Source organism: Bacillus sp. Brlt_9, assembly GCF_051948935.1.
Taxonomy (GTDB): domain Bacteria; phylum Bacillota; class Bacilli; order Bacillales; family Bacillaceae_G; genus Bacillus_A.
Genome location: NZ_JAYJLO010000001.1, coordinates 659,662 through 678,102, shown reverse-complemented (window position 1 = coordinate 678,102; position 18,441 = coordinate 659,662). Strand labels below are relative to the sequence as shown.

The window sequence follows — 18,441 nt, the reverse complement described above, 5'->3', positions numbered from 1 at the left end:
CTGGGAATACCACCAAAGGATTTCCCTCTCCCCTGTAAAAAAACCTTACTTTTAAAAAGTAAGGTTTTTTGTATTTATTAATTTATGATATAAGCATTCTTATAAGTATAAACACCACCAAATTGATGCTTTTCAATTCCTTTTACATAATCCTTTTGTACGTAAGCTGAGCCAATTTGGTAAAGCGGTGCGACCGCAGCATCATCTAACAGAATTCGCTCGGCCTCTTGCAATACTTCCCATCGTTTCTTCTGATCTAGTACTAGATCGTTTTTCGCTTTCTTTATTAATTCATCATAGTGAAGGTTAGAATAATTCATTTTGTTATTTAGATTACCCGTCGTAAATAGTTCTAAATAACTAATTGGATCTTTATAGTCAGGTCCCCAATTTGCCATAGATATATCGTAATCACCTGTTTGTTCTAACTGTAATTTTTGCTTAAATGGCTGTTGTTTAATTTGTATCGTTAATCCTTGTAAATTCTTTTCTAAATCACCTTTTATATATTCTGCCATACGTTTTGCGTTATCTTGTTCAAACGTTAAAAACTCGAGGTTTACTTGCTCTACTCCAAGTTCTTTTTTCGCTTCTGCCCAAATCTTTTTCGCATTTTGCAAGTCGTATGAAGAAAGATCTCCGTTTTCTTTTCTAAAATCTTTACCAGTCTCTTCATTTACATGACCAACTGGTACCAATCCACTGGCAGGTTTTGCCCCGTTATTAATAAAATGAGCAACAAAGTCCTCTTTATTTAACGCAAATGAAATAGATTGACGTACCTTTTTATTTGCTAACGCATTATTTTGTTCGTTAAAACGTAGCATAGCAATTCCAGGTTCGCTCGACATATGTAATTCCTTACTTCCTTTATACTTGTCTACAAATTGAGAATTAATAGGCACCCGGTCCAAATCACCAGCTTCGTACAAATTAACAACCGTCATTGTATCCTTTACAATTTGAAATTTTATTTCGTCTAATTTCACTTTCTTTTGATCCCAATAAGTAGCATTCTTCTTTAATTGAAACTCTTGTTCATGTTTCCATTTCTCTAATACAAATGGGCCGTTATATATGAGATTACTAGGTTCCAATGCATAATTCTTTCCTTGTTCTTTCAAAAATGATTCATGCTGTGGTAAATAAATAGGTAATGCCAACAGCTGTAAAAAGTAAGGAATTGGCTGTTCTAGTTCTACTTCTAACTTATAATCATTTATAACTTTAACCCCAAGTGCATCAAGGGGCATTGTTCCCTTATTGATCTCTTTCGCATTTTTCACACAAAATAGCATGTATGCATATTGAGACGCTGTTTCAGGGGTAATTGCACGTTTCCACGCAAACATAAAATCATTTACTGTTACATTATCACCATTTGACCATTTTGCATCTTTACGCAAATCGAATGTATATTTTTTACCGTCTTCACTTCTTTTAAACGATTTTGCTACTGCTGGAATCGGCTGATCTTGATCATCTAATACATACAACCCTTCAAATATGTTTTGCATAATGTGTGCTGACGTACCATCCATCGTTTTCGCTGTATCAAGAGAAGGAATTTCTTCTGATACTGTTACGTTTAATACTTGTTTTTTTGCCTCTTTATCACTTTTATTTTCCTTATTATTACAAGCTGTTAATAATAAAGATGTAACAAGTGCCATTACCATTAAATGGCTCTTTTTTCGCTTCATGAGTTGTTCTCCTTAAATATAAAATATTATAAAGCGTAATATATTATAGCAGAAATACTACCAGAAAGATGCGACATTCTTTTGAATATTTATTCGTTCAAGAAAAAATCTACTCTTAAAAAAAGGATAGCTAAAGATTGAATATTTAATCTGCGCTGTTTGCTCAAGTGTTTATAAAAAATCTCTTATTGCATACCTCTCTTTTTATTTTAACTTTTCTTCTGTTTCATGTAAATTTCCCCATAACTAACTTAATAGACGTATAGGATACAGTTTGGTTGGGATATCTTCCTATCTCCATTCAGCAATGCCACTTTGTTTTTTGGAATTCAGGTCAAGTAGAAAGTGATATTTTACAAATCTTATACACTTAAGGATTTTGTAAGGATCAAGTAAGAAAAACGTGAACTTTGTTTCGTATAGTCAAAATATAAAGTGAAGGAAGAAAGGTTAGGAGTTACCAGAGCGATTACGACAAAATTAGAACTGTTGGTTTTAGATGAACATATCAATGATTTAGACATTGTTACAACAGGACCTTAATTTATCATACCTATTTTTCACCATCACATATTGGAGGTTAAAACATGAATAAAAAAAAGAAAATACAAAAATCAATACTTTCCTTTACCCTACTCTTTTCTTTAGGCATTTCATCTTTTCCGCTTACAACAGCTATTCACGCAAATACACGTGAGGAACCATCTGTAGAAAAAAAACGAGTCTCTTTAACGGAGCGTACATCATTATTTTTTGAATATCTCCAGCAAGATAAGTATGCAGAGGCACTTCAGTTGACGTCTGCTGCTTTTCAATCCAAGTTTACAGCAAACACATTACAAAACTGGTGGACACAGAGTGGCTGGAGCGGGATAAAAAGCATGGGGCCCCCCGTGATCAAAGAACGAAACTTAGTCCATCAGACGGTGGAAATGCCAGCAGTTATCGAAGGAACTACCATACCGCTACTCCTTAAATTTACACCTGGCGGGAAAGTAGATGAAATTGGAGAAAGGCCTCCCAAAGAATCATATACCATACCGCATCCTAGCTATGATCAACCTGACTCTTATCAAGAACGTGAAATCGTCATCGGAAATTCCACCTATCCGTTACCAGCGACATTAACGGTTCCGAAACATAAGCCTGGTGAAAAGCTACCCGTAGTTGTTCTTGTTCATGGTGCTGGCATCCATGATCGCGATAGCACATATATGGGAACAAAAATCTTACGCGATCTTGCGGTGGGCCTTTCATCCAACGGAATTGCAGTGTTGCGCTATGAAAAACGTACCTTAGAACACGCATTAAAGATGAGTGCAGAACCTGTTACGTTAGACCGTGATACTACAGATGATGCCATATATGCAGCAAAATCAGCAGCGCAGCAGGAAGGCATTGATCCAAATAATATTTTCATTCTTGGACATAGTCTAGGAGCTGGCGCAATGCCACGTATACTAAGCAAATCACCTTCTTCACTTGTTAGAGGAAGTATCTTACTCGCACCACCTGCACGCCCCTTGACTGACATTGCCATTGATCAGAATCAATACCTAGGGGCGTCAAAGGAAGTAATCGATGAACTAAAAAGACAGTTCGCTTTTATCCAAGACCCTACGTTCAATCCTGAGCATCCTCCAACTGGCTACAATTTGGGATCGCCTCATTTTATGTATGATGTTTCTAGGTGGCGTCCTGTTGAAGAGGCAAGATCACGAAAAGAACCTTTACTGATTCTGCAAGGAGCACGCGATTATCAAGTAACAGTAAAAAATGAATATACAAAATGGCAGGAAGGGCTTTCAAACCGCAGGAATGTTCAGTTCAATGAATACCCAAAATTGAATCATTTCTTCACAGAGGGTGATGGGGAATTAAGTCTTCCTAGTGAATATGAAATCCCTGCTAATATTCCTGAATACGTAATTCAGGACATTATTAAATGGGTCAACGCGACAAAAGAATAAGAAACATCAAAATCCTTTCAATAATCATTATTACGGGAAGGATTTTTGAAACTAGTGATTTTATCTAAATTATTCTCTTCTTTTTATTAATAAAAAGGGTCAGACACAAAAACAGGCTATGGAGAAGACTTTCTCCACAGCCTGAAAATACCTATCTTTGCAAACCTCGTTTATATCGACTTGCTTCAAATATAATACGCTCTTCATCTAATGTTTTACATTCACCATTCCAAACGACATGTTTTCCGTTAATAATTACATCGCTTATATCTTTTCCACTAGCTGCATATACAAGGTGTGATAACACTTCATCCGCTGGTTGTAAATGAGGCTTATTAGACGGATCAATTGCAATGAAATCAGCACACTTTCCAACCTCAAGTGATCCTGTTTGTTTCATACCGATTACTTCAGCAGCTCCTTTAGTTGCAAGTGTAAGAGCTGTTTCAACCGGTAACGCTGTTGCATCTTGGTGAATACCTTTTTGTAATAAAGTTGCGATGCGCATTTCTTCAAACATATCTAAATTGTTGTTAGATGCCACACTATCTGTTGCAATTCCTACTTTCATTCCCGCTTCTAGCATCGCTTTTACATTCGCTATACCAGAACCTAGTTTTAAATTACTATTCGGATTATGAGCTACTCGAACGTCATGTTCTGCTAAAAATGCACGCTCATTGTCATTTAATACTACACCGTGTGCAATAACCGTCGGTCGTTTAAACAATCCGCAACTTGCTGCATATTCTACTGGACGTTTTCCGTACTGTGCTTCAATATCACGTACTTCACGCTCTGTTTCCGAAAGGTGAATATGAACCATCGTTTGATTTTCTACTGCAATACGTGCACACTCTTCTAACAGTTCTGTACTGCATGTATATGGGCTATGCGGTGCAACCATCGTAGTTAACATACCACTTTCGTTATAGTAACGCTTCACATATTTCTCAGCTTCTTCAATTGCTTTCTTTTCATCCTCTTTCGTTCCGAAGCTAAATAAAGTTCTTGAAACAGCAGCTCGCATCCCGCTCCTTGATACCGTTTCCATAATTGCATCTTGATCTACTCCAATTGGATTAAACATATCAGAGAAAGATGTTGTACCACTTTTCACCATTTCAAGTAATCCTAATTCCGTACTAGCAACCGCAATTTTGGGAGTAAACTGACTTTCAAGTGGCCAAATTCTCGTCTCCAGCCATGGTTGTAATAACATATCATCACCAATACCTCTTAAGAGACTCATTACAACGTGTGTATGTGTATTTACAAGCCCTGGTAAAACCCATTTCCCTTTCATGTCAATTACTTCATCTACTGCAAAATCATTAGCGAATTCTCCGCTCTTTACATCTATAATTTGATCATTTTCTACAATGATATATCCATTTTCTATCACTTCGTTTTGTTCATTCATCGTTACGATTGTAGCGTTTACATAAGTTGTTTTCAAAAGTATTTCCCCTTTCAACTCTATGAAGTTCCCTTTAATAAGTTACCACCATTATAGTAACTTATTAAAGATTAAGAGTCAAAAGATAATTTCAATTCTTTCATTATCTTTTCCTTCAAAATGCTATATTGTTTTTCATTTGTATCTGCAAATGCTTCTTCCCGATTTGATTTCACATCCAAATAATTCAATCTTCCCTTGAACTGAGTATCTGTAAAATCAGACCTCTTTCCATCTATACAGTTATAAAAATGCCACTCCTCTCCAACTTTTGTCTTTTTAATTTTCCCTCCGCATATTTCTTGAACGACTAGAGCCGTTACACCACACTGTCCCTTTGCTGGATTTTCACTTGTCCACTTTGAACTTGTTTCAATCGACCAAGATTTCATTAGTGCTTCATATATTCTTTTTCCCTTTATATGATCCATTCTCAGCTTCTCCTACTATAAATAGTTTTACACATCATATTTCAAAAGGGGCAGTAAACGACCTTTAAAAACCGTTGATGGTGCCTCTCCGATTAACTTTGCTCCCATCTTCAAGTAATATCCTTTTGCATTCGGATCACTATCAATCGTAAAACTTTTTAACCCTAGTTCATTTGCTTTTTCTATTACATACTCCCAAAGTATTTTCCCGTAGCCTTTACCTTTGTAACGAGGATGAATGTATAAGAAATCGAGAGCTTTATCATTACGTAAAAATGAGAAAAATCCAATTTTCGTATTATCGTTTTCTAAAACATATACAAAATTATTTTTTATGTAATCTTCTGTAATTGTCAAATCTTCCTTACAAGCAAGTATGAATTCTTCACTATAATCCCACGTTGCTTTTGATTGTAGTGCGAGTTCACTTAATTCATTTGCCTCACTTAATAACGCTTCTCTTATCTTCATAACTCTCTCTCCTCACCTTTGATATGTAAACTATTAAAATGATTCGAAAAGTAATTTAAAAAACCTCTTATTTCCGTAAATAAGAGCTTACTTTTATAATTCTTCATAATAGGTAACAATTTTTTAAAAGAAAAAACGCCATTCCTGAAAATTGGCGTTCTTTTCTTTTAACCTTTATGGCATATTATATTAAGAATCATTTTTGCACTTCTAAACAGTTTCTACTACCTCTTCAAGCATTGTTCCATTTTTAGCATAATTCGTATGCCAAGAAAAAGCTTTTTCTAAAACATGAGGGGTTTGTCCACCTCTTGTTTGTGCTTCTTCGTAATAAGCTCGTAGCTGGGCACGATACATTGGATGTGCACAATTCTCAATAATGAGTTCCACTCTTTCTCTTGGCGCTAGTCCTCTTAAGTCCGCATATCCTTGTTCAGTGACGATAATATCTACATCATGTTCCGTATGGTCTACATGTGAAACGAAAGGAACGATACTTGAAATGTTACCACCTTTTGCTATCGATTTAGTAACAAAGATAGCTAGACGTGCATTCCTTGCAAAGTCACCAGAACCACCAATACCATTCATCATTTTTGTACCTAAAACGTGAGTAGAGTTAACATTTCCGTATATATCTAATTCTAACGCCGTATTAATCGAGATTAATCCAAGGCGACGAATGATTTCAGGATGATTAGAAATCTCTTGCGGGCGCATCATTAATTTGTCACGATATTTTTCAAAGTTAGAAAATACTTGTTGCATTTTCTCTTCCGAAAGCGTGATTGAGCAGCAGGAAGCGAAATTAACTTTCCCAGCATCCATAAGATCAAAGACCGCATCTTGTAAAACTTCAGAATACACTTCTAACTCTTCAAACTCCGAATCTAACATTCCATGCAGGACTGCATTAGCCACCGAACCAATTCCCGATTGTAACGGAGCTAAACGATTTGTTAATCGGCCTACTTCGACTTCTTTTCGAAGGAACTCTATTAAATGCTGTGCCATAATAACAGTTTCTTCATCTGGAGGAACAATTGTCGATGGCGAATCCAGTTGATTCGTAAACACAATTCCCTTCACTTTTTCAGCATCAATCGGGATACCAATTGTTCCAATTCGATCATCCGTTTTCACGAGCGGAATTGGAAGTCGTTCCCCTTGTTTACCTGGTCCATATAAATCATGTAGCCCCTCTAGTTGCGTAGATTGAGCCATATTCATTTCAATAATAATGGACTTAGCATTTAAAGAGAATGCTAAGGAATTTCCAATTGAAGTCGTTGGAATAATCATTCCGTCTTCAGTAATCGCAACCGCTTCCAAAATAGCGAAATCTATATCCATAACGTCAGCACGAAGTAACTCTGCTGTATGAGATAAGTGCTGATCCACAAATAAAAAGTCTCCGTTATTAATTCCTTTTCGCATAGTCGCATCAGCTTGGAAAGGCAATCTTTTCCCTAAAATTCCTGCCTCAGCAAATAATTTGTCTACATCCGAACCTAAGGAAGCCCCTGTATAAACATTTACTTTAAAAGATTTATCATTTTTAACTCGGTTTACAAGTGCAAACGGGACTGCTTTTACATCCCCAGCACGTGTAAATCCACTTAACCCTAAAGTCATTCCACTTTCAATCCATGAAGCTGCTTCTTCAGGTGTAACTACTCGATCTTTGAAACGTTGATCCCTAATTCTATCTAAATTATTCTCCATATGTAATCCCTCTCCTAATGAATATTCATAATTATTTTACACATTAACACTGTCAAAATAGGGATTTTCTTACACAATGCCGAAAATTCAGATAAAACAGCGAATCTAGGTTCTAAAGCAGAAAAATCTAGAATCCTAGAAGCTTACGAAAATAACTAGCATATGATTGACTTACTGGTACCCTCTCTCCGTTATCCATAGAAAGTAAAAAAGTAGAATGCGTATCAGGATAAATCGCTTTAATATGATTAACATTTACAATAAATGAACGGTGGCATCTAATAAATGAATCCTTCGGAAGCAAGTATTCAAATTCTTGTAGCGAGTATTTATGTGTTCCTGTTAACTCTTCTGAATTCACATATGTCTTTTTATCTTTCGCCTCTAAATACATAACCTTTGAAAAAGGAACTGGAATCCAGCCGTCTGTTGTTTTTAAAGTAACGACTGATTTGCCATCTGTTAAGGCTGGATAAATTGCCGTCACACAGCCTTCAATCTTTCCATCATTTGAAAATGGCACGGCCATTCCATGATAAGGAATACCAAAAACATCTCGGTTAATAAACTCTGAGGCTTTTTGCTTCGTCATCATTGCCTTATGGGCAATCGTTCCTTCCTTAATAGGATCCCCGGCGCTAATCTTTAAATCAATTCGTTTACTTGGCCGATAGTAAATATATTCTTTTGTATTTGAAACTGCGATTGAAATTTCATCTGAAAATAGTTCCCCAACAACATCCAATAGTATACCTAACGTTTTATCTTCCATTCTATTAACACCTCATTCACTATTATACTACTATTATGAACGAGCATCTGTTGCTTTTAAATGCAGCGCAAGTTCACTTAGTTCACTAGCTTTAATTACTATCAATTTTCTTACTTTCATAATTGTTTCTCTCCACCTTCAAAATATGAACTACTAAAACATTGCGACAAGTAATAAAAAAATTTTATTTTTATAGACTTTAAATCAACTTGCTTCTTATATTATTTACATTATAAAATAGAAAAGTATTCTAAAAACATTTCATTTAGGGGGGATTGCCTATGCCGTTGGATTCCATTTCAGGTAACGAATATTCCAACATTTAAAGGAGTGCCTGAAATTTGTTAAACTCATATATCAATTCATTTTTATATAAAAATACAGAAAAATTCAATGGGACAATTTTAATAGCTCATAAAGAAGAGACTCTTTATAAACAGTCATTTGGAAAAGCTAATTATAATTGGGACATACCTAATACATCTACAACGAAGTTTCGTATTGGATCAATAACTAAAATCTTCACAGCAGTTTCAATTTTAATGCTTGTGGAAGAGAAAAAATTACAGCTACATGATACTTTAGATCAATTTATTCCCGATTTCCCAAAAGGAAATCAAATTATGATCAAGCATTTACTAAATCATACTGCTGGAGTCGGTAATATTACGGCTCAACATGACTTTTTATTGCAAGCTTGTCAACCTCGAACACCAGATGAACTAATACAATGGGTTATTGCATGTCCCTTTGAATCGAGCCCTGGTAAAAAATTCAATTATTCGAATTCAGGTTATATTATATTAGGAAAAATTATTGAAGTTATAAGTGGAATGTCTTATGAAGAATTTCTTGAAAAGAAGATTTTCTCCCCACTCTCTATAATGAACACAGGTATTGATTTAAATCACACTATTCAAAAGCATAAAGCAACTGGGTATGAGTTACATCCAAATCATGGCCTACAGAACGCAGGATTTATTCATATGTCCAATTCATATTCAGCTGGTGGATTAATTTCTACAGCCGAAGATTTATATAGATTTGATAAGGCACTAAAAGAAAATCACTTATTATCAAGTAGGATGACGTCTCGCATGTTTACTGCAGAATCTTACGGATATGGTTACGGTTGGAATATTGCTATGGCTGAAAAAAATAATAAACTTATATTCCATCACGGCGGAATTAACGGCTTTACGTCTTCCTATTTACGATTAATTGACAAAGAGGCTACAATCATCATTTTAAGCAATGTATCTACACTATTAACATCGACTCTTGCTAATGAAATAGGTTCTTATATAGAAAGTAATTTTTAAAACTATTATGATTTGTAAAACCGTTCAGCATTTTGAACGGTTTTACAAACAATTTAGTTCACCTTAGCCCCATAACATCTTGCTACTGCAACTGCCTGCGCTATATCTAATTTCACATTTTTTAAATCAAAACTTGTAAAATCAATTCTATCAACTATCGCTCCTTTTAAATTTGCACCGCTAAGTTTCGCCTTACCTAATTGTGCACCTGTTAAATCCGCTTCACGTAAATCTGCCTTTTCTAAATTGCATTCATATAAATCAGCTTCAATGAAACGTATACCTTTTAACATTTGTTTACTTAAGTTCGCGAACCTTAAATTCGTATATGACCAATCACCCGATATTATAGTTATTCCGTCTAAATTCGCTTCTTCAAAGTCAGAACCAGTCATTTTACATTCTTCAAACTTCGATACGAATAAATTTGCACCAACAAACTTACAATTTGCAAATGTAGTTCCTTGATGGATAGAAGCGTTAAAAAGAGCACCGGTAAAATCACATTCTATGAAATTACAATTTTCAGTAGAAACTTCCGATGCATCTATCCCTCTAAAACGGCATTTTATGAAAGTACAATTTTTCAATTCCTCTTCTTTAATCAAAACATCTTGAAAATCTATTTCTACATATTCTTTATTTACAAATTCACTCATAACTATTCCTCCATTTCCTCAAAGAAACCTCACTTCAAAAAGTGAGGTTTCTTCTCATACGATATGTCCATCTAACCAAGAAATCAAATCTTGAAATACTTCATCTCTATTTACTTCGTGGAACATTTCATGTCTTCCATTTTCATATAAACGCAGTGTTACATCTTTCACACCACATTTTTTATAGTTTTCATATACTTCTTTTACACCTTTCCCCATATCCCCAACAGGATCACGATCTCCTGAAAAAATATGTATTGGAAGGGTTTTCGGTGTTTTCTTGAACTCTTCTAGTTTATTTACTTCTAATACACCAGAAAATAATTCTCGATAAAAACTCGTTGTACAAATGAATCCACATAACGGATCCGCAATATATTTATCTACTTGGCTATTATCTGAAGATAGCCAATCAAATTTTGTACGATTTGGCTTAAAGTGTGAGTTAAAGTTTCCGAAAGATAAGAAATTCAGCATCGGACTTTTCGTTTTCACTCCGCGCAGTTTCATTTCAATTGTTGCTACTTTATGACCGATGATACCTAAAAATCCTGGGTTTCCACCAGTTCCTGAAATGAGGAATCCATCATATAATTCGCCTCGAAGTTGCACAGCTCGTCTTGATAAGAAAGAGCCCATACTATGTCCGAGTAAAAACAATGGACATGAATGCTCTTCTTTTATCATTTCCGAAACAAAGATAACATCAGACACAGCCTCATTCCAACCTACATTTGGTTCAAAATGACCATAATCTTCTTCTCTTTTCACCGTTTTCCCATGACCTTTATGATCATGTGCATAAACACCATACCCTACTTCTAATAACGCAGCAATAAAGTCTGTATAAACACCTGCATGTTCTGTCATACCATGTGCAATTTGAATAATCCCTTTCGGTTCACCTTCTGGTAACCACTTGCGTAAATAAATTTCTGATCCATCCAATGCCGTAACGAAACTTTCCTGTACCTTCATTTCGTCAGCCCCCAAATCTATTATGTATCTCAAAAAATGAATACCCATTCATTATTCTTACTATATATTATATGCAATTGCCTTCATTATGACAAATGACTCACTTTTCCAATTAGCTCTTAAACTAATATATTGACGAACATAAAATAAAATTATATAGTAACTTACATAAAGTAATTAAAATATTTTTTGGGAGGTTTCTACTATGATGCCATCATTATTTTTAGCACACGGATCACCGATGCTCGCTATTCAAGATACAGACTATACACGTTTTTTAAAAACACTTGGTGAAACATATAAACCGAAAGCTATTGTTATTTTTACTGCTCACTGGGAAAGTGAAGTATTAACGATTTCCTCATCAGATAACGAATATGAAACAATTTATGATTTTGGAGGTTTTCCTCCAGAGTTATACGAAATTAAATATCGTGCAAAAGGTTCTTCTAGCGTTGCATCTATGTTAGAAACAAAATTTAAAAACAAAGGTATTCCAGTCCATCATAATATGACGAGAGGTTTAGATCATGGCTCATGGACACTCCTCCACCGTATGTATCCAGAAGCAAACATTCCTGTCGTCCAAATATCAGTCAATCCATTCCTTTCTGCAAAAGAGCAATTTAAGATTGGAGAAGCACTTAAAGGACTTGGACAAGAAGATATTTTAGTCATTGGTAGCGGTGTTACCGTTCATAACTTACGAGCATTGAAATGGAATCAAACGACACCTGAACAATGGGCAATTGAATTTGATGATTGGATTATTAAACATATGCAGATTACTCATAAAGATGCATTATTTAATTGGGAGCACAATGCCCCTCATGCACAATTAGCAGTACCAAGAGCAGAGCATTTTGTTCCTTTATTTATCGCTATGGGAAGTGGTGAAAATAACGGTGAAATCATTCACCGCAGTTACGAGCTTGGTACGTTAAGTTATCTTTGTCTCCAATTTTAAAGAAAAGGCTGAAGCAATCGTTGCTTCAGCCTTTTTTCGTTCACTTAGTTAACTAACTTCCAAATGTCGTTTCTCTGATACTTCTTCGTTCTTATTATGAAAATAAACCCAAATGCATGCGATAAATAATAGTGATGAAGTAGAGAAGAACACATATTGGAACCCTGCATGCGCCGCAATTTGTCCACCAAGTACTGGTCCAATCATATTTCCTAAAAACTGAAACGATTGATTATACCCAAATATTCGTCCCGTCACATGGGTTGGCGTATGTTGTTTTAGTAGTGTTTGTACGGAAGGTAATAATCCTGCTTGTGCGATACCTAATAAAAATCGAAGAATTAATAGTTGCCAAGCTGAGGTTACAAATGCTTGCGGAATAAAAATAATTCCTGCAGCAAACAATGCTACAACTAACGTTTTTTGAGGACCAATTTGATCTGATAGTCGTCCGAGTCTTGGTGCTGCCAAAATAACTGCTAATCCTGTCGCTGACATCACTGCACCCGCAATTGTTTCAATATGTGCAGTATGAGGACCCACTAAATTTTTCACGTATAATGTAACAATTGGCTGAACAGACATATTAGCAAGTTGAATAATAAATGTTGTTACAAATAAACTAATAATTAAATGCTTTGCTGGAACCATCGTCCATACTTTTTTCGGTTGTACTTTTTTTGCTTGAGCGGAGTGATTCTCTTCATGTAGGAAGAAAAAAACGATGAGAAAAGAAAGGAATAAAAAAGCTCCTGTAACAAGAAAAACATGGCGCATTCCAATTAACTCAGACAAATATCCTCCAAGTAACGGGCCAAGTAAAGAACCGCTCACGCCCCCAGTTGAAATTGTGGAAATTGCCCAACCTGAATGCTCTTTCGGCGTTTCTGCTGCAATAAATGTCATCGCCGTTGAAAGAAAACCAGATACTGCTCCCATCAAAAACCTTAGTGCGACTAGTTGATATACATCCGTTACAAACCCCATAAGCGTCATAATAATCGCCATACCAAGGCTAGCACGAATTAGCATCAATTTCCGTCCATGTATATCACCAAGCTTTCCCCATATTGGTGATACGATCGCACCCATTAAAAATGTTATACCAAATGCAAGTCCCGACCACTGTGCAATACTAGAAGTGCCAGTCACTCCTAACTCCTCAATATAAAAAGATAAAAAAGGAATTACTAAACTCATACCGGCTGCAGTGGTAAAACAACCTAGCCAACAAATCATCAAATTTCGTTTCCAGCTGGCCATTTTCACACCTTCTTTCTTTAGATACCCATTCTACACCCTTTCTTATAAAAAGTTTAGTAATTTGCTTTATTTGTAAGATTTACTACAAAACCCGCTATTTTCTAGTAAGAATCACTACATCTCTACATCTTTTTCATAAAAAAACCAACTCCCCTATATGAAGTTGGTTACTTATTCTCTATCGGTATTAAACGAGCATTACAATTTCTTTCATAAAACTCAATCGGACCTGCTTGTCCAATAATGGCGTATTCATATCCATCCTGCTTCATACTCTGTAAACAAAGATGTAACAATTGCTTACCTACACCTTTCACGCGATTTTGCTTCGCTGTTCCCATTGGACCAAACAATCCCTTCTTTCCTCTCACTACATCGTAACAAGCGAATCCTACTATCACTTCTTCTTGTTCTGCTATAAAAATAGGTACATTTTCTTTATATGTACGAAATCCATACTCTATTGAACGTAACCAACGTTCACCAAATTCCTCATTAACAAAACTTGCTAATTTTTCAAAATCAGAAAGGTTAGCTTTTCTAACAGTACAAGTTAAATCATTATAAGTAGGAGCAAAACATTTTAGATCAACCGCTAAATCTCTTGGTTCAGCTATAATATGTAACATACCTTTTTGTATTTGTGCATTTTCAATAAACGTATCTGCGCGAAATAGTGCATACATAACATGTCCTTCATTCATTATTACTTGCTGGAAACGTTCCATACGTTTCTTCGCTATTTGTAAAATTTCTAACGCCTTATAAGATACCTTGTATTGTCCTATTTTTTTATACTCTTGATCCGTTAAATCGTATTCTTTTCGTAATAAAAGTTTTTCTAAAAAATCCGTACCCACGTTACGAAACAAATACATATACAACTCGCTACATACTCCCGTACCTTCTTTACACATACCGATAAACAGATGAACTGGTTGAATGATATTACTTTCTGCCTCTTCGGCAGCAATATTCAATATGTTATGAATGCGTTTTGTAAATTGAAATCCCTCCATATGTATCTCCACCCCCTATTACTTTACTATTAAACCGTAACCGTAAATAAGTGAAACGATTATTCCAACTACCAATATACCTGGCAGTAAATTTGCCACTTTAATTTTAATAATACCAAGTAAGTTCAGGCCAATAGCGGCTATCATAATACCACCTGTAGCTGTCATTTCCACTATAAATTGATTCATTAATGCTTTCGGGACAACACTATTAATTTGCGTTGCAAAAACCGCGATACCACCTTCGTATAAAATAACTGGAATTGCCGAAAATACTACACCAATTCCTAAAGTTGTCGTTAATATAATAGAAATAAATCCATCGATAATCGCCTTTGTAAATAAAATATCATGATTGCCGCGAATCCCACTGTCGAGTGCACCAAGTATCCCCATCGCGCCAATTGCAAAAATTAAAGTAGCTGTTACAAAGCCTTCTGATATGCTCCCTTTCCCTTTCGATCCAACTTTATTTTCTAACCAATCCCCTAACAGTTTTAACTTTCCCTCTAGTTGGAGCCATTCTCCGATTACCGTACCAATTACTAAACTTAGTATGACAACAAGAAAGTTTTCACTTTTCAATGCCATTTGAAGTCCAAGCACAGTAACCGCTAAACCGATTGCATGCATAATGGTTCCCTTCATACTTTCTGGAATCCTATTAAATAATTTACCTAGTAAAGTACCAAGTATTATACAAACCCCATTTACAACTGCTCCTAATATAACCATTTCTCATTCTTCACCCTTCGAATTCTTTATTTCTATATTTTGGTTTATTCATTGATTTACAGGTTATCTATATGTTAACTTAATATTGAGAATATTAACAAATGTTTTTTTCACAACATAAACCGCAATTTTTTGTAGTTATACATAATGTGAAGCTTTACTTAACGTGAGGGTTTTTTGCCCACAAATTGCGGTATAAATTCAAAAGGGACGGTATTTATGAAAACTTTACTAAAACGATTTCTGTTAATAGCCTTTTGCATTACACCAATTGTTTTATTAATTAACTACTCTTTTACTTCAAAAGCGAAAGACAAAACCGATTTGCAAAACAAATCTAGTAAAACAGCTTCAACAAATGAAAAGAAAATAGAAAATCCGGAAATCACACTCACCTTCTCTGGTGATACAATGTTCGATTGGCAATTACGTCCTGTAATCGAAAAAAACGGGGCTGATTATCCATTCCAGCATGTAAAAGAAGAAATAACAAAAGCTGATATTTCTTTCGTTAATTTAGAGTCAGCATTTACAACGAGAGAAAAGAAAGCTCCTGGACAACTGTTTTGGATTAAAAGTGATCCATCCACGCTTCAAGCTATAAAAAACACCGGATATGACATCGTAAATATCGGGAATAACCATACACTTGATTATGGGCAAGAGGGATTATTAGACACAATCAATCACGTAGAAAAATTAAAGTTCCCTTATATCGGAGCCGGAAAAAATGCAAAAGATGCATATACAGCACGAGAAATGAATGTAAAAGGGAAAAAGTTTAAATTTCTATCCTTCGTTCGATTTATGCCTGCTACGAATTGGGTAGCTGGTGGCAATAAACCAGGTGTTGCGAACGGATATGATTTAAATCTTGTAACAAATACAATTAAAGAGCAAAAGAAAGATGCAGACTATTTAATTGTCTATATGCATTGGGGCGTTGAAAAATCAAATCGTCCGGTAGAATACCAAAAACAATATGTACCTAAAATGGTTGAAGCAGGAGCTGACGCGATTGTCGGAAGTCACCCACATTGGCTTCAAGGATTTGAGTATTATAATAAAGTTCCTATCGCTTACTCATTAGGAAACTTTTTATTCCCAAGTTACGTGAGCGGGAAAAGCGCCGAAACCGGCGTATTAACTTTAACTTTTAAAGGAAAGGATGTCCAAATGTCATTCAATCCTTACATCATTCGCAACAACCAAATCTCTCCTGTAAATGAGGAGGAAAAGAAAAAAGCTCTACAATATTTACAAACAATTTCAACTGATGTAGACATTGATGATACAGGGAACATAAAAAACAAACGAAACTAGACAACGCAAGATCTATTTCTCTGTAATATACTTTACAGAATAGGTGATGAACATGCTGAAAGATTTATTAGAAAATGTAAGTTTGTTAGAAAACATTTATAAAATATCTATAGCCGTTCTACTTTTATGTTCATTTTTCTCTGTTAGACTTCTAAAAAAAATAAAACGCGAACGAAAACTTACTACCTTTGAATTTACTATGTATGTAATTATTCGCATTGCGATACTCGTTTGGTTAACTAGCTTTATCCTTCTTGAATATGGAAAGTATATGGTTTAATTATAAAAAGATAGATACAAGCAGCATTTCCGCTGTTTGCATCTATCTTTTTTATTTCTAGTAAAACCGTATGCTAGCTCTTTCCTTCTATTAAATAAGTAAATCAAACAAAATAGGATTTTTATTAAGCTCCATAAATTGAATATTATTTTCTTTAAAACGAGTAATTAATTGCTCATAATCTTCTTTATGTTTCAACTCTACGCCAACTAACGCTGGACCATTTTCTTTATTATGTTTCTTAATATATTCAAAGCGCGTAATATCATCTTCTGGTCCTAATCCTTTATCAAGAAATTCTCTTAGCGCACCTGAACGCTGCGGGAATTCAATGATGAAGTAATGTTTTAATCCTTCGTAAATGAGCGAACGTTCTTTCATTTCTTGCATTCTATCAATATCGTTATTTCCACCACTTAGCGTACATACAACTGTTTTACCTTTTATTTCATCTCTATATAAATCAAGCGCTGCAATAGATAGTGCACCAGCCGGTTCAGCTACAATTGCATTTTTCTTATACAGTTCTAAAATCGTCGTACAAACTTTTCCCTCTGGTACTAAAACAATGTCATCAATTACATCTTTACAAGTTTCAAATGTTAACTTTCCTACCTTTTTAACAGCTGCCCCATCAACAAAACTATCTATTTTCTCTAATGCGACATTTTCATTTTGAAAAAAGGCCTCTTTCATAGATGCAGCTCCCATCGGCTCTACACCAATGACCTTTGTAGCAGGACTAACACCTTTCACATATGTACCAACACCTGATGCTAACCCACCACCGCCGATTGCTGTAAAGATATAATCCACTGGTTTCTCCATATCATGCATAATTTCAACTGCAACTGTCCCTTGACCAGCAACTACATACGGATCATCAAACGGATGAACAAACGTCTTCCTATTTTCTTCACAATAGCGCTGTGCTTCTTGGAACGAGCTATCAAATGTATCACCTACTAATACAATTTCTGCAAAATCACCACCGAAAAATTGTACTTGTGATACTTTTTGTTTAGGCGTTGTCGTCGGCATGAAGATTTTTGACGGAATCTTCAATAAATTACACGTATAAGCAACTCCTTGTGCATGATTACCAGCGCTTGCACAAACAACACCATTTTGTAATTGTTCTTTTGATAAACTTTGAATTAAATTATACGCACCACGAATTTTGAAAGAGCGAATCAATTGTAAGTCTTCTCGTTTTACATAAACGTCACAATCATATTTCTCAGATAGAACCGTATCACGTTGTAACGGTGTTTTAATAACGATATCTTTCATGCAATTATGAGCCATTAAGATATCTTCAATTTTCACTCTCTCCTTTACCTTCTGCACCATTATATATCATC

The 18,441-nt window shown here is 35.2% G+C and carries 17 protein-coding genes; 5 read left to right on the top strand and 12 right to left on the bottom strand.

From position 1 onward, the window contains the following. Positions 1-77: 77 nt before the first annotated feature. On the bottom strand, positions 78-1,703 hold the full coding sequence (locus tag VF726_RS03535) for a peptide ABC transporter substrate-binding protein (protein WP_440165888.1): 1,626 nt from the start codon (positions 1,701-1,703) through the stop codon (positions 78-80). A 587-nt stretch (positions 1,704-2,290) separates the two neighbouring features. On the opposite strand from VF726_RS03535, the gene VF726_RS03530 reads away from it, so the two are divergent. Continuing rightward, positions 2,291-3,673 carry an alpha/beta hydrolase family protein gene (locus tag VF726_RS03530; RefSeq protein ID WP_440165886.1) on the top strand — a complete coding sequence of 461 codons (1,383 nt, stop codon included), beginning with the start codon at positions 2,291-2,293 and terminating at the stop codon, positions 3,671-3,673. Between the two features lie 151 nt (positions 3,674-3,824). On the opposite strand, the gene VF726_RS03525 is transcribed toward VF726_RS03530, so the two are convergent. From VF726_RS03525 to VF726_RS03505, 5 genes are all read right to left on the bottom strand, one after another. Beyond that, complete coding sequence (locus VF726_RS03525) at positions 3,825-5,150, bottom strand: bifunctional S-methyl-5'-thioadenosine deaminase/S-adenosylhomocysteine deaminase (protein ID WP_440165884.1); 1,326 nt, start codon at positions 5,148-5,150, stop codon at positions 3,825-3,827. A gap of 53 nt (positions 5,151-5,203) precedes the next feature. Then, on the bottom strand, positions 5,204-5,563 hold the full coding sequence (locus VF726_RS03520; RefSeq protein ID WP_440165882.1) for a YunG family protein: 360 nt from the start codon (positions 5,561-5,563) through the stop codon (positions 5,204-5,206). A 27-nt stretch (positions 5,564-5,590) separates the two neighbouring features. Beyond that, positions 5,591-6,034, bottom strand: a complete 444-nt coding sequence (locus tag VF726_RS03515) for a GNAT family N-acetyltransferase (RefSeq protein ID WP_440165880.1) — start codon at positions 6,032-6,034, stop codon at positions 5,591-5,593. A 210-nt stretch (positions 6,035-6,244) separates the two neighbouring features. Next, a complete protein-coding gene (locus tag VF726_RS03510) occupies positions 6,245-7,759 on the bottom strand; it encodes an acetyl-CoA hydrolase/transferase family protein (protein ID WP_440165878.1) in 1,515 nt (504 codons plus the stop codon). Between the two features lie 127 nt (positions 7,760-7,886). After that, complete coding sequence (locus tag VF726_RS03505) at positions 7,887-8,531, bottom strand: LytTR family DNA-binding domain-containing protein (RefSeq protein ID WP_440165876.1); 645 nt, start codon at positions 8,529-8,531, stop codon at positions 7,887-7,889. 341 nt (positions 8,532-8,872) lie between these two features. Here VF726_RS03505 and VF726_RS03500 point away from each other — a divergent pair, with 341 nt between their 5' ends. Then, positions 8,873-9,853, top strand: a complete 981-nt coding sequence (locus VF726_RS03500) for a serine hydrolase domain-containing protein (protein ID WP_440165874.1) — start codon at positions 8,873-8,875, stop codon at positions 9,851-9,853. Positions 9,854-9,906: 53 nt separating this feature from the next. Here the strand turns inward: VF726_RS03500 and VF726_RS03495 are convergent, their stop codons facing one another. Together VF726_RS03495 and VF726_RS03490 are read right to left on the bottom strand one after the other, a co-directional pair. After that, complete coding sequence (locus VF726_RS03495; protein WP_440165872.1) at positions 9,907-10,512, bottom strand: pentapeptide repeat-containing protein; 606 nt, start codon at positions 10,510-10,512, stop codon at positions 9,907-9,909. A 54-nt stretch (positions 10,513-10,566) separates the two neighbouring features. Further along, positions 10,567-11,490, bottom strand: a complete 924-nt coding sequence (locus VF726_RS03490; RefSeq protein ID WP_440165870.1) for an alpha/beta fold hydrolase — start codon at positions 11,488-11,490, stop codon at positions 10,567-10,569. Positions 11,491-11,695: 205 nt separating this feature from the next. Between VF726_RS03490 and VF726_RS03485 the strand changes: the two genes are divergently transcribed. Further along, positions 11,696-12,457: a DODA-type extradiol aromatic ring-opening family dioxygenase gene (locus VF726_RS03485; protein WP_440165868.1), complete on the top strand. Its 762-nt coding sequence runs from the start codon at positions 11,696-11,698 to the stop codon at positions 12,455-12,457. A gap of 48 nt (positions 12,458-12,505) precedes the next feature. Here VF726_RS03485 and VF726_RS03480 read toward each other — a convergent pair whose 3' ends face one another. The 3 genes from VF726_RS03480 to VF726_RS03470 all read right to left on the bottom strand — a co-directional run bounded on the left by VF726_RS03480 (position 12,506) and on the right by VF726_RS03470 (position 15,474). Further along, complete coding sequence (locus VF726_RS03480) at positions 12,506-13,720, bottom strand: multidrug efflux MFS transporter (protein WP_098667637.1); 1,215 nt, start codon at positions 13,718-13,720, stop codon at positions 12,506-12,508. Between the two features lie 167 nt (positions 13,721-13,887). Beyond that, entirely contained in the window at positions 13,888-14,739 is an 852-nt protein-coding gene (locus VF726_RS03475) for a GNAT family N-acetyltransferase (RefSeq protein WP_440165867.1), read from the bottom strand. An 18-nt stretch (positions 14,740-14,757) separates the two neighbouring features. Continuing rightward, positions 14,758-15,474 carry a DUF554 domain-containing protein gene (locus VF726_RS03470; RefSeq protein ID WP_440165866.1) on the bottom strand — a complete coding sequence of 239 codons (717 nt, stop codon included), beginning with the start codon at positions 15,472-15,474 and terminating at the stop codon, positions 14,758-14,760. A gap of 219 nt (positions 15,475-15,693) precedes the next feature. Here VF726_RS03470 and VF726_RS03465 point away from each other — a divergent pair, with 219 nt between their 5' ends. Continuing rightward, complete coding sequence (locus VF726_RS03465) at positions 15,694-16,797, top strand: CapA family protein (protein ID WP_440165864.1); 1,104 nt, start codon at positions 15,694-15,696, stop codon at positions 16,795-16,797. Positions 16,798-16,849: 52 nt separating this feature from the next. After that, positions 16,850-17,077, top strand: a complete 228-nt coding sequence (locus tag VF726_RS03460; protein ID WP_440165862.1) for a hypothetical protein — start codon at positions 16,850-16,852, stop codon at positions 17,075-17,077. A gap of 90 nt (positions 17,078-17,167) precedes the next feature. Here the strand turns inward: VF726_RS03460 and ilvA are convergent, their stop codons facing one another. Then, positions 17,168-18,430 carry a threonine ammonia-lyase IlvA gene (ilvA, locus tag VF726_RS03455; RefSeq protein WP_440165860.1) on the bottom strand — a complete coding sequence of 421 codons (1,263 nt, stop codon included), beginning with the start codon at positions 18,428-18,430 and terminating at the stop codon, positions 17,168-17,170. Positions 18,431-18,441: the final 11 nt, after the last annotated feature.

What these genes read in the sequence shown, in the direction of transcription:
- VF726_RS03535 (WP_440165888.1), bottom strand. Translation starts at nt 1,703, where the DNA reads ATGAAGCGAAAAAAGAGCCATTTAATGGTAATGGCACTTGTTACATCT.
- VF726_RS03530 (WP_440165886.1), top strand. Translation starts at nt 2,291, where the DNA reads ATGAATAAAAAAAAGAAAATACAAAAATCAATACTTTCCTTTACCCTA.
- VF726_RS03520 (WP_440165882.1), bottom strand. Translation starts at nt 5,563, where the DNA reads ATGGATCATATAAAGGGAAAAAGAATATATGAAGCACTAATGAAATCT.
- VF726_RS03515 (WP_440165880.1), bottom strand. Translation starts at nt 6,034, where the DNA reads ATGAAGATAAGAGAAGCGTTATTAAGTGAGGCAAATGAATTAAGTGAA.
- VF726_RS03510 (WP_440165878.1), bottom strand. Translation starts at nt 7,759, where the DNA reads ATGGAGAATAATTTAGATAGAATTAGGGATCAACGTTTCAAAGATCGA.
- VF726_RS03505 (WP_440165876.1), bottom strand. Translation starts at nt 8,531, where the DNA reads ATGGAAGATAAAACGTTAGGTATACTATTGGATGTTGTTGGGGAACTA.
- VF726_RS03495 (WP_440165872.1), bottom strand. Translation starts at nt 10,512, where the DNA reads ATGAGTGAATTTGTAAATAAAGAATATGTAGAAATAGATTTTCAAGAT.
- VF726_RS03490 (WP_440165870.1), bottom strand. Translation starts at nt 11,490, where the DNA reads ATGAAGGTACAGGAAAGTTTCGTTACGGCATTGGATGGATCAGAAATT.
- VF726_RS03485 (WP_440165868.1), top strand. Translation starts at nt 11,696, where the DNA reads ATGATGCCATCATTATTTTTAGCACACGGATCACCGATGCTCGCTATT.
- VF726_RS03480 (WP_098667637.1), bottom strand. Translation starts at nt 13,720, where the DNA reads ATGGCCAGCTGGAAACGAAATTTGATGATTTGTTGGCTAGGTTGTTTT.
- VF726_RS03475 (WP_440165867.1), bottom strand. Translation starts at nt 14,739, where the DNA reads ATGGAGGGATTTCAATTTACAAAACGCATTCATAACATATTGAATATT.
- VF726_RS03470 (WP_440165866.1), bottom strand. Translation starts at nt 15,474, where the DNA reads ATGGTTATATTAGGAGCAGTTGTAAATGGGGTTTGTATAATACTTGGT.
- VF726_RS03465 (WP_440165864.1), top strand. Translation starts at nt 15,694, where the DNA reads ATGAAAACTTTACTAAAACGATTTCTGTTAATAGCCTTTTGCATTACA.
- VF726_RS03460 (WP_440165862.1), top strand. Translation starts at nt 16,850, where the DNA reads ATGCTGAAAGATTTATTAGAAAATGTAAGTTTGTTAGAAAACATTTAT.
- ilvA (WP_440165860.1), bottom strand. Translation starts at nt 18,430, where the DNA reads ATGGTGCAGAAGGTAAAGGAGAGAGTGAAAATTGAAGATATCTTAATG.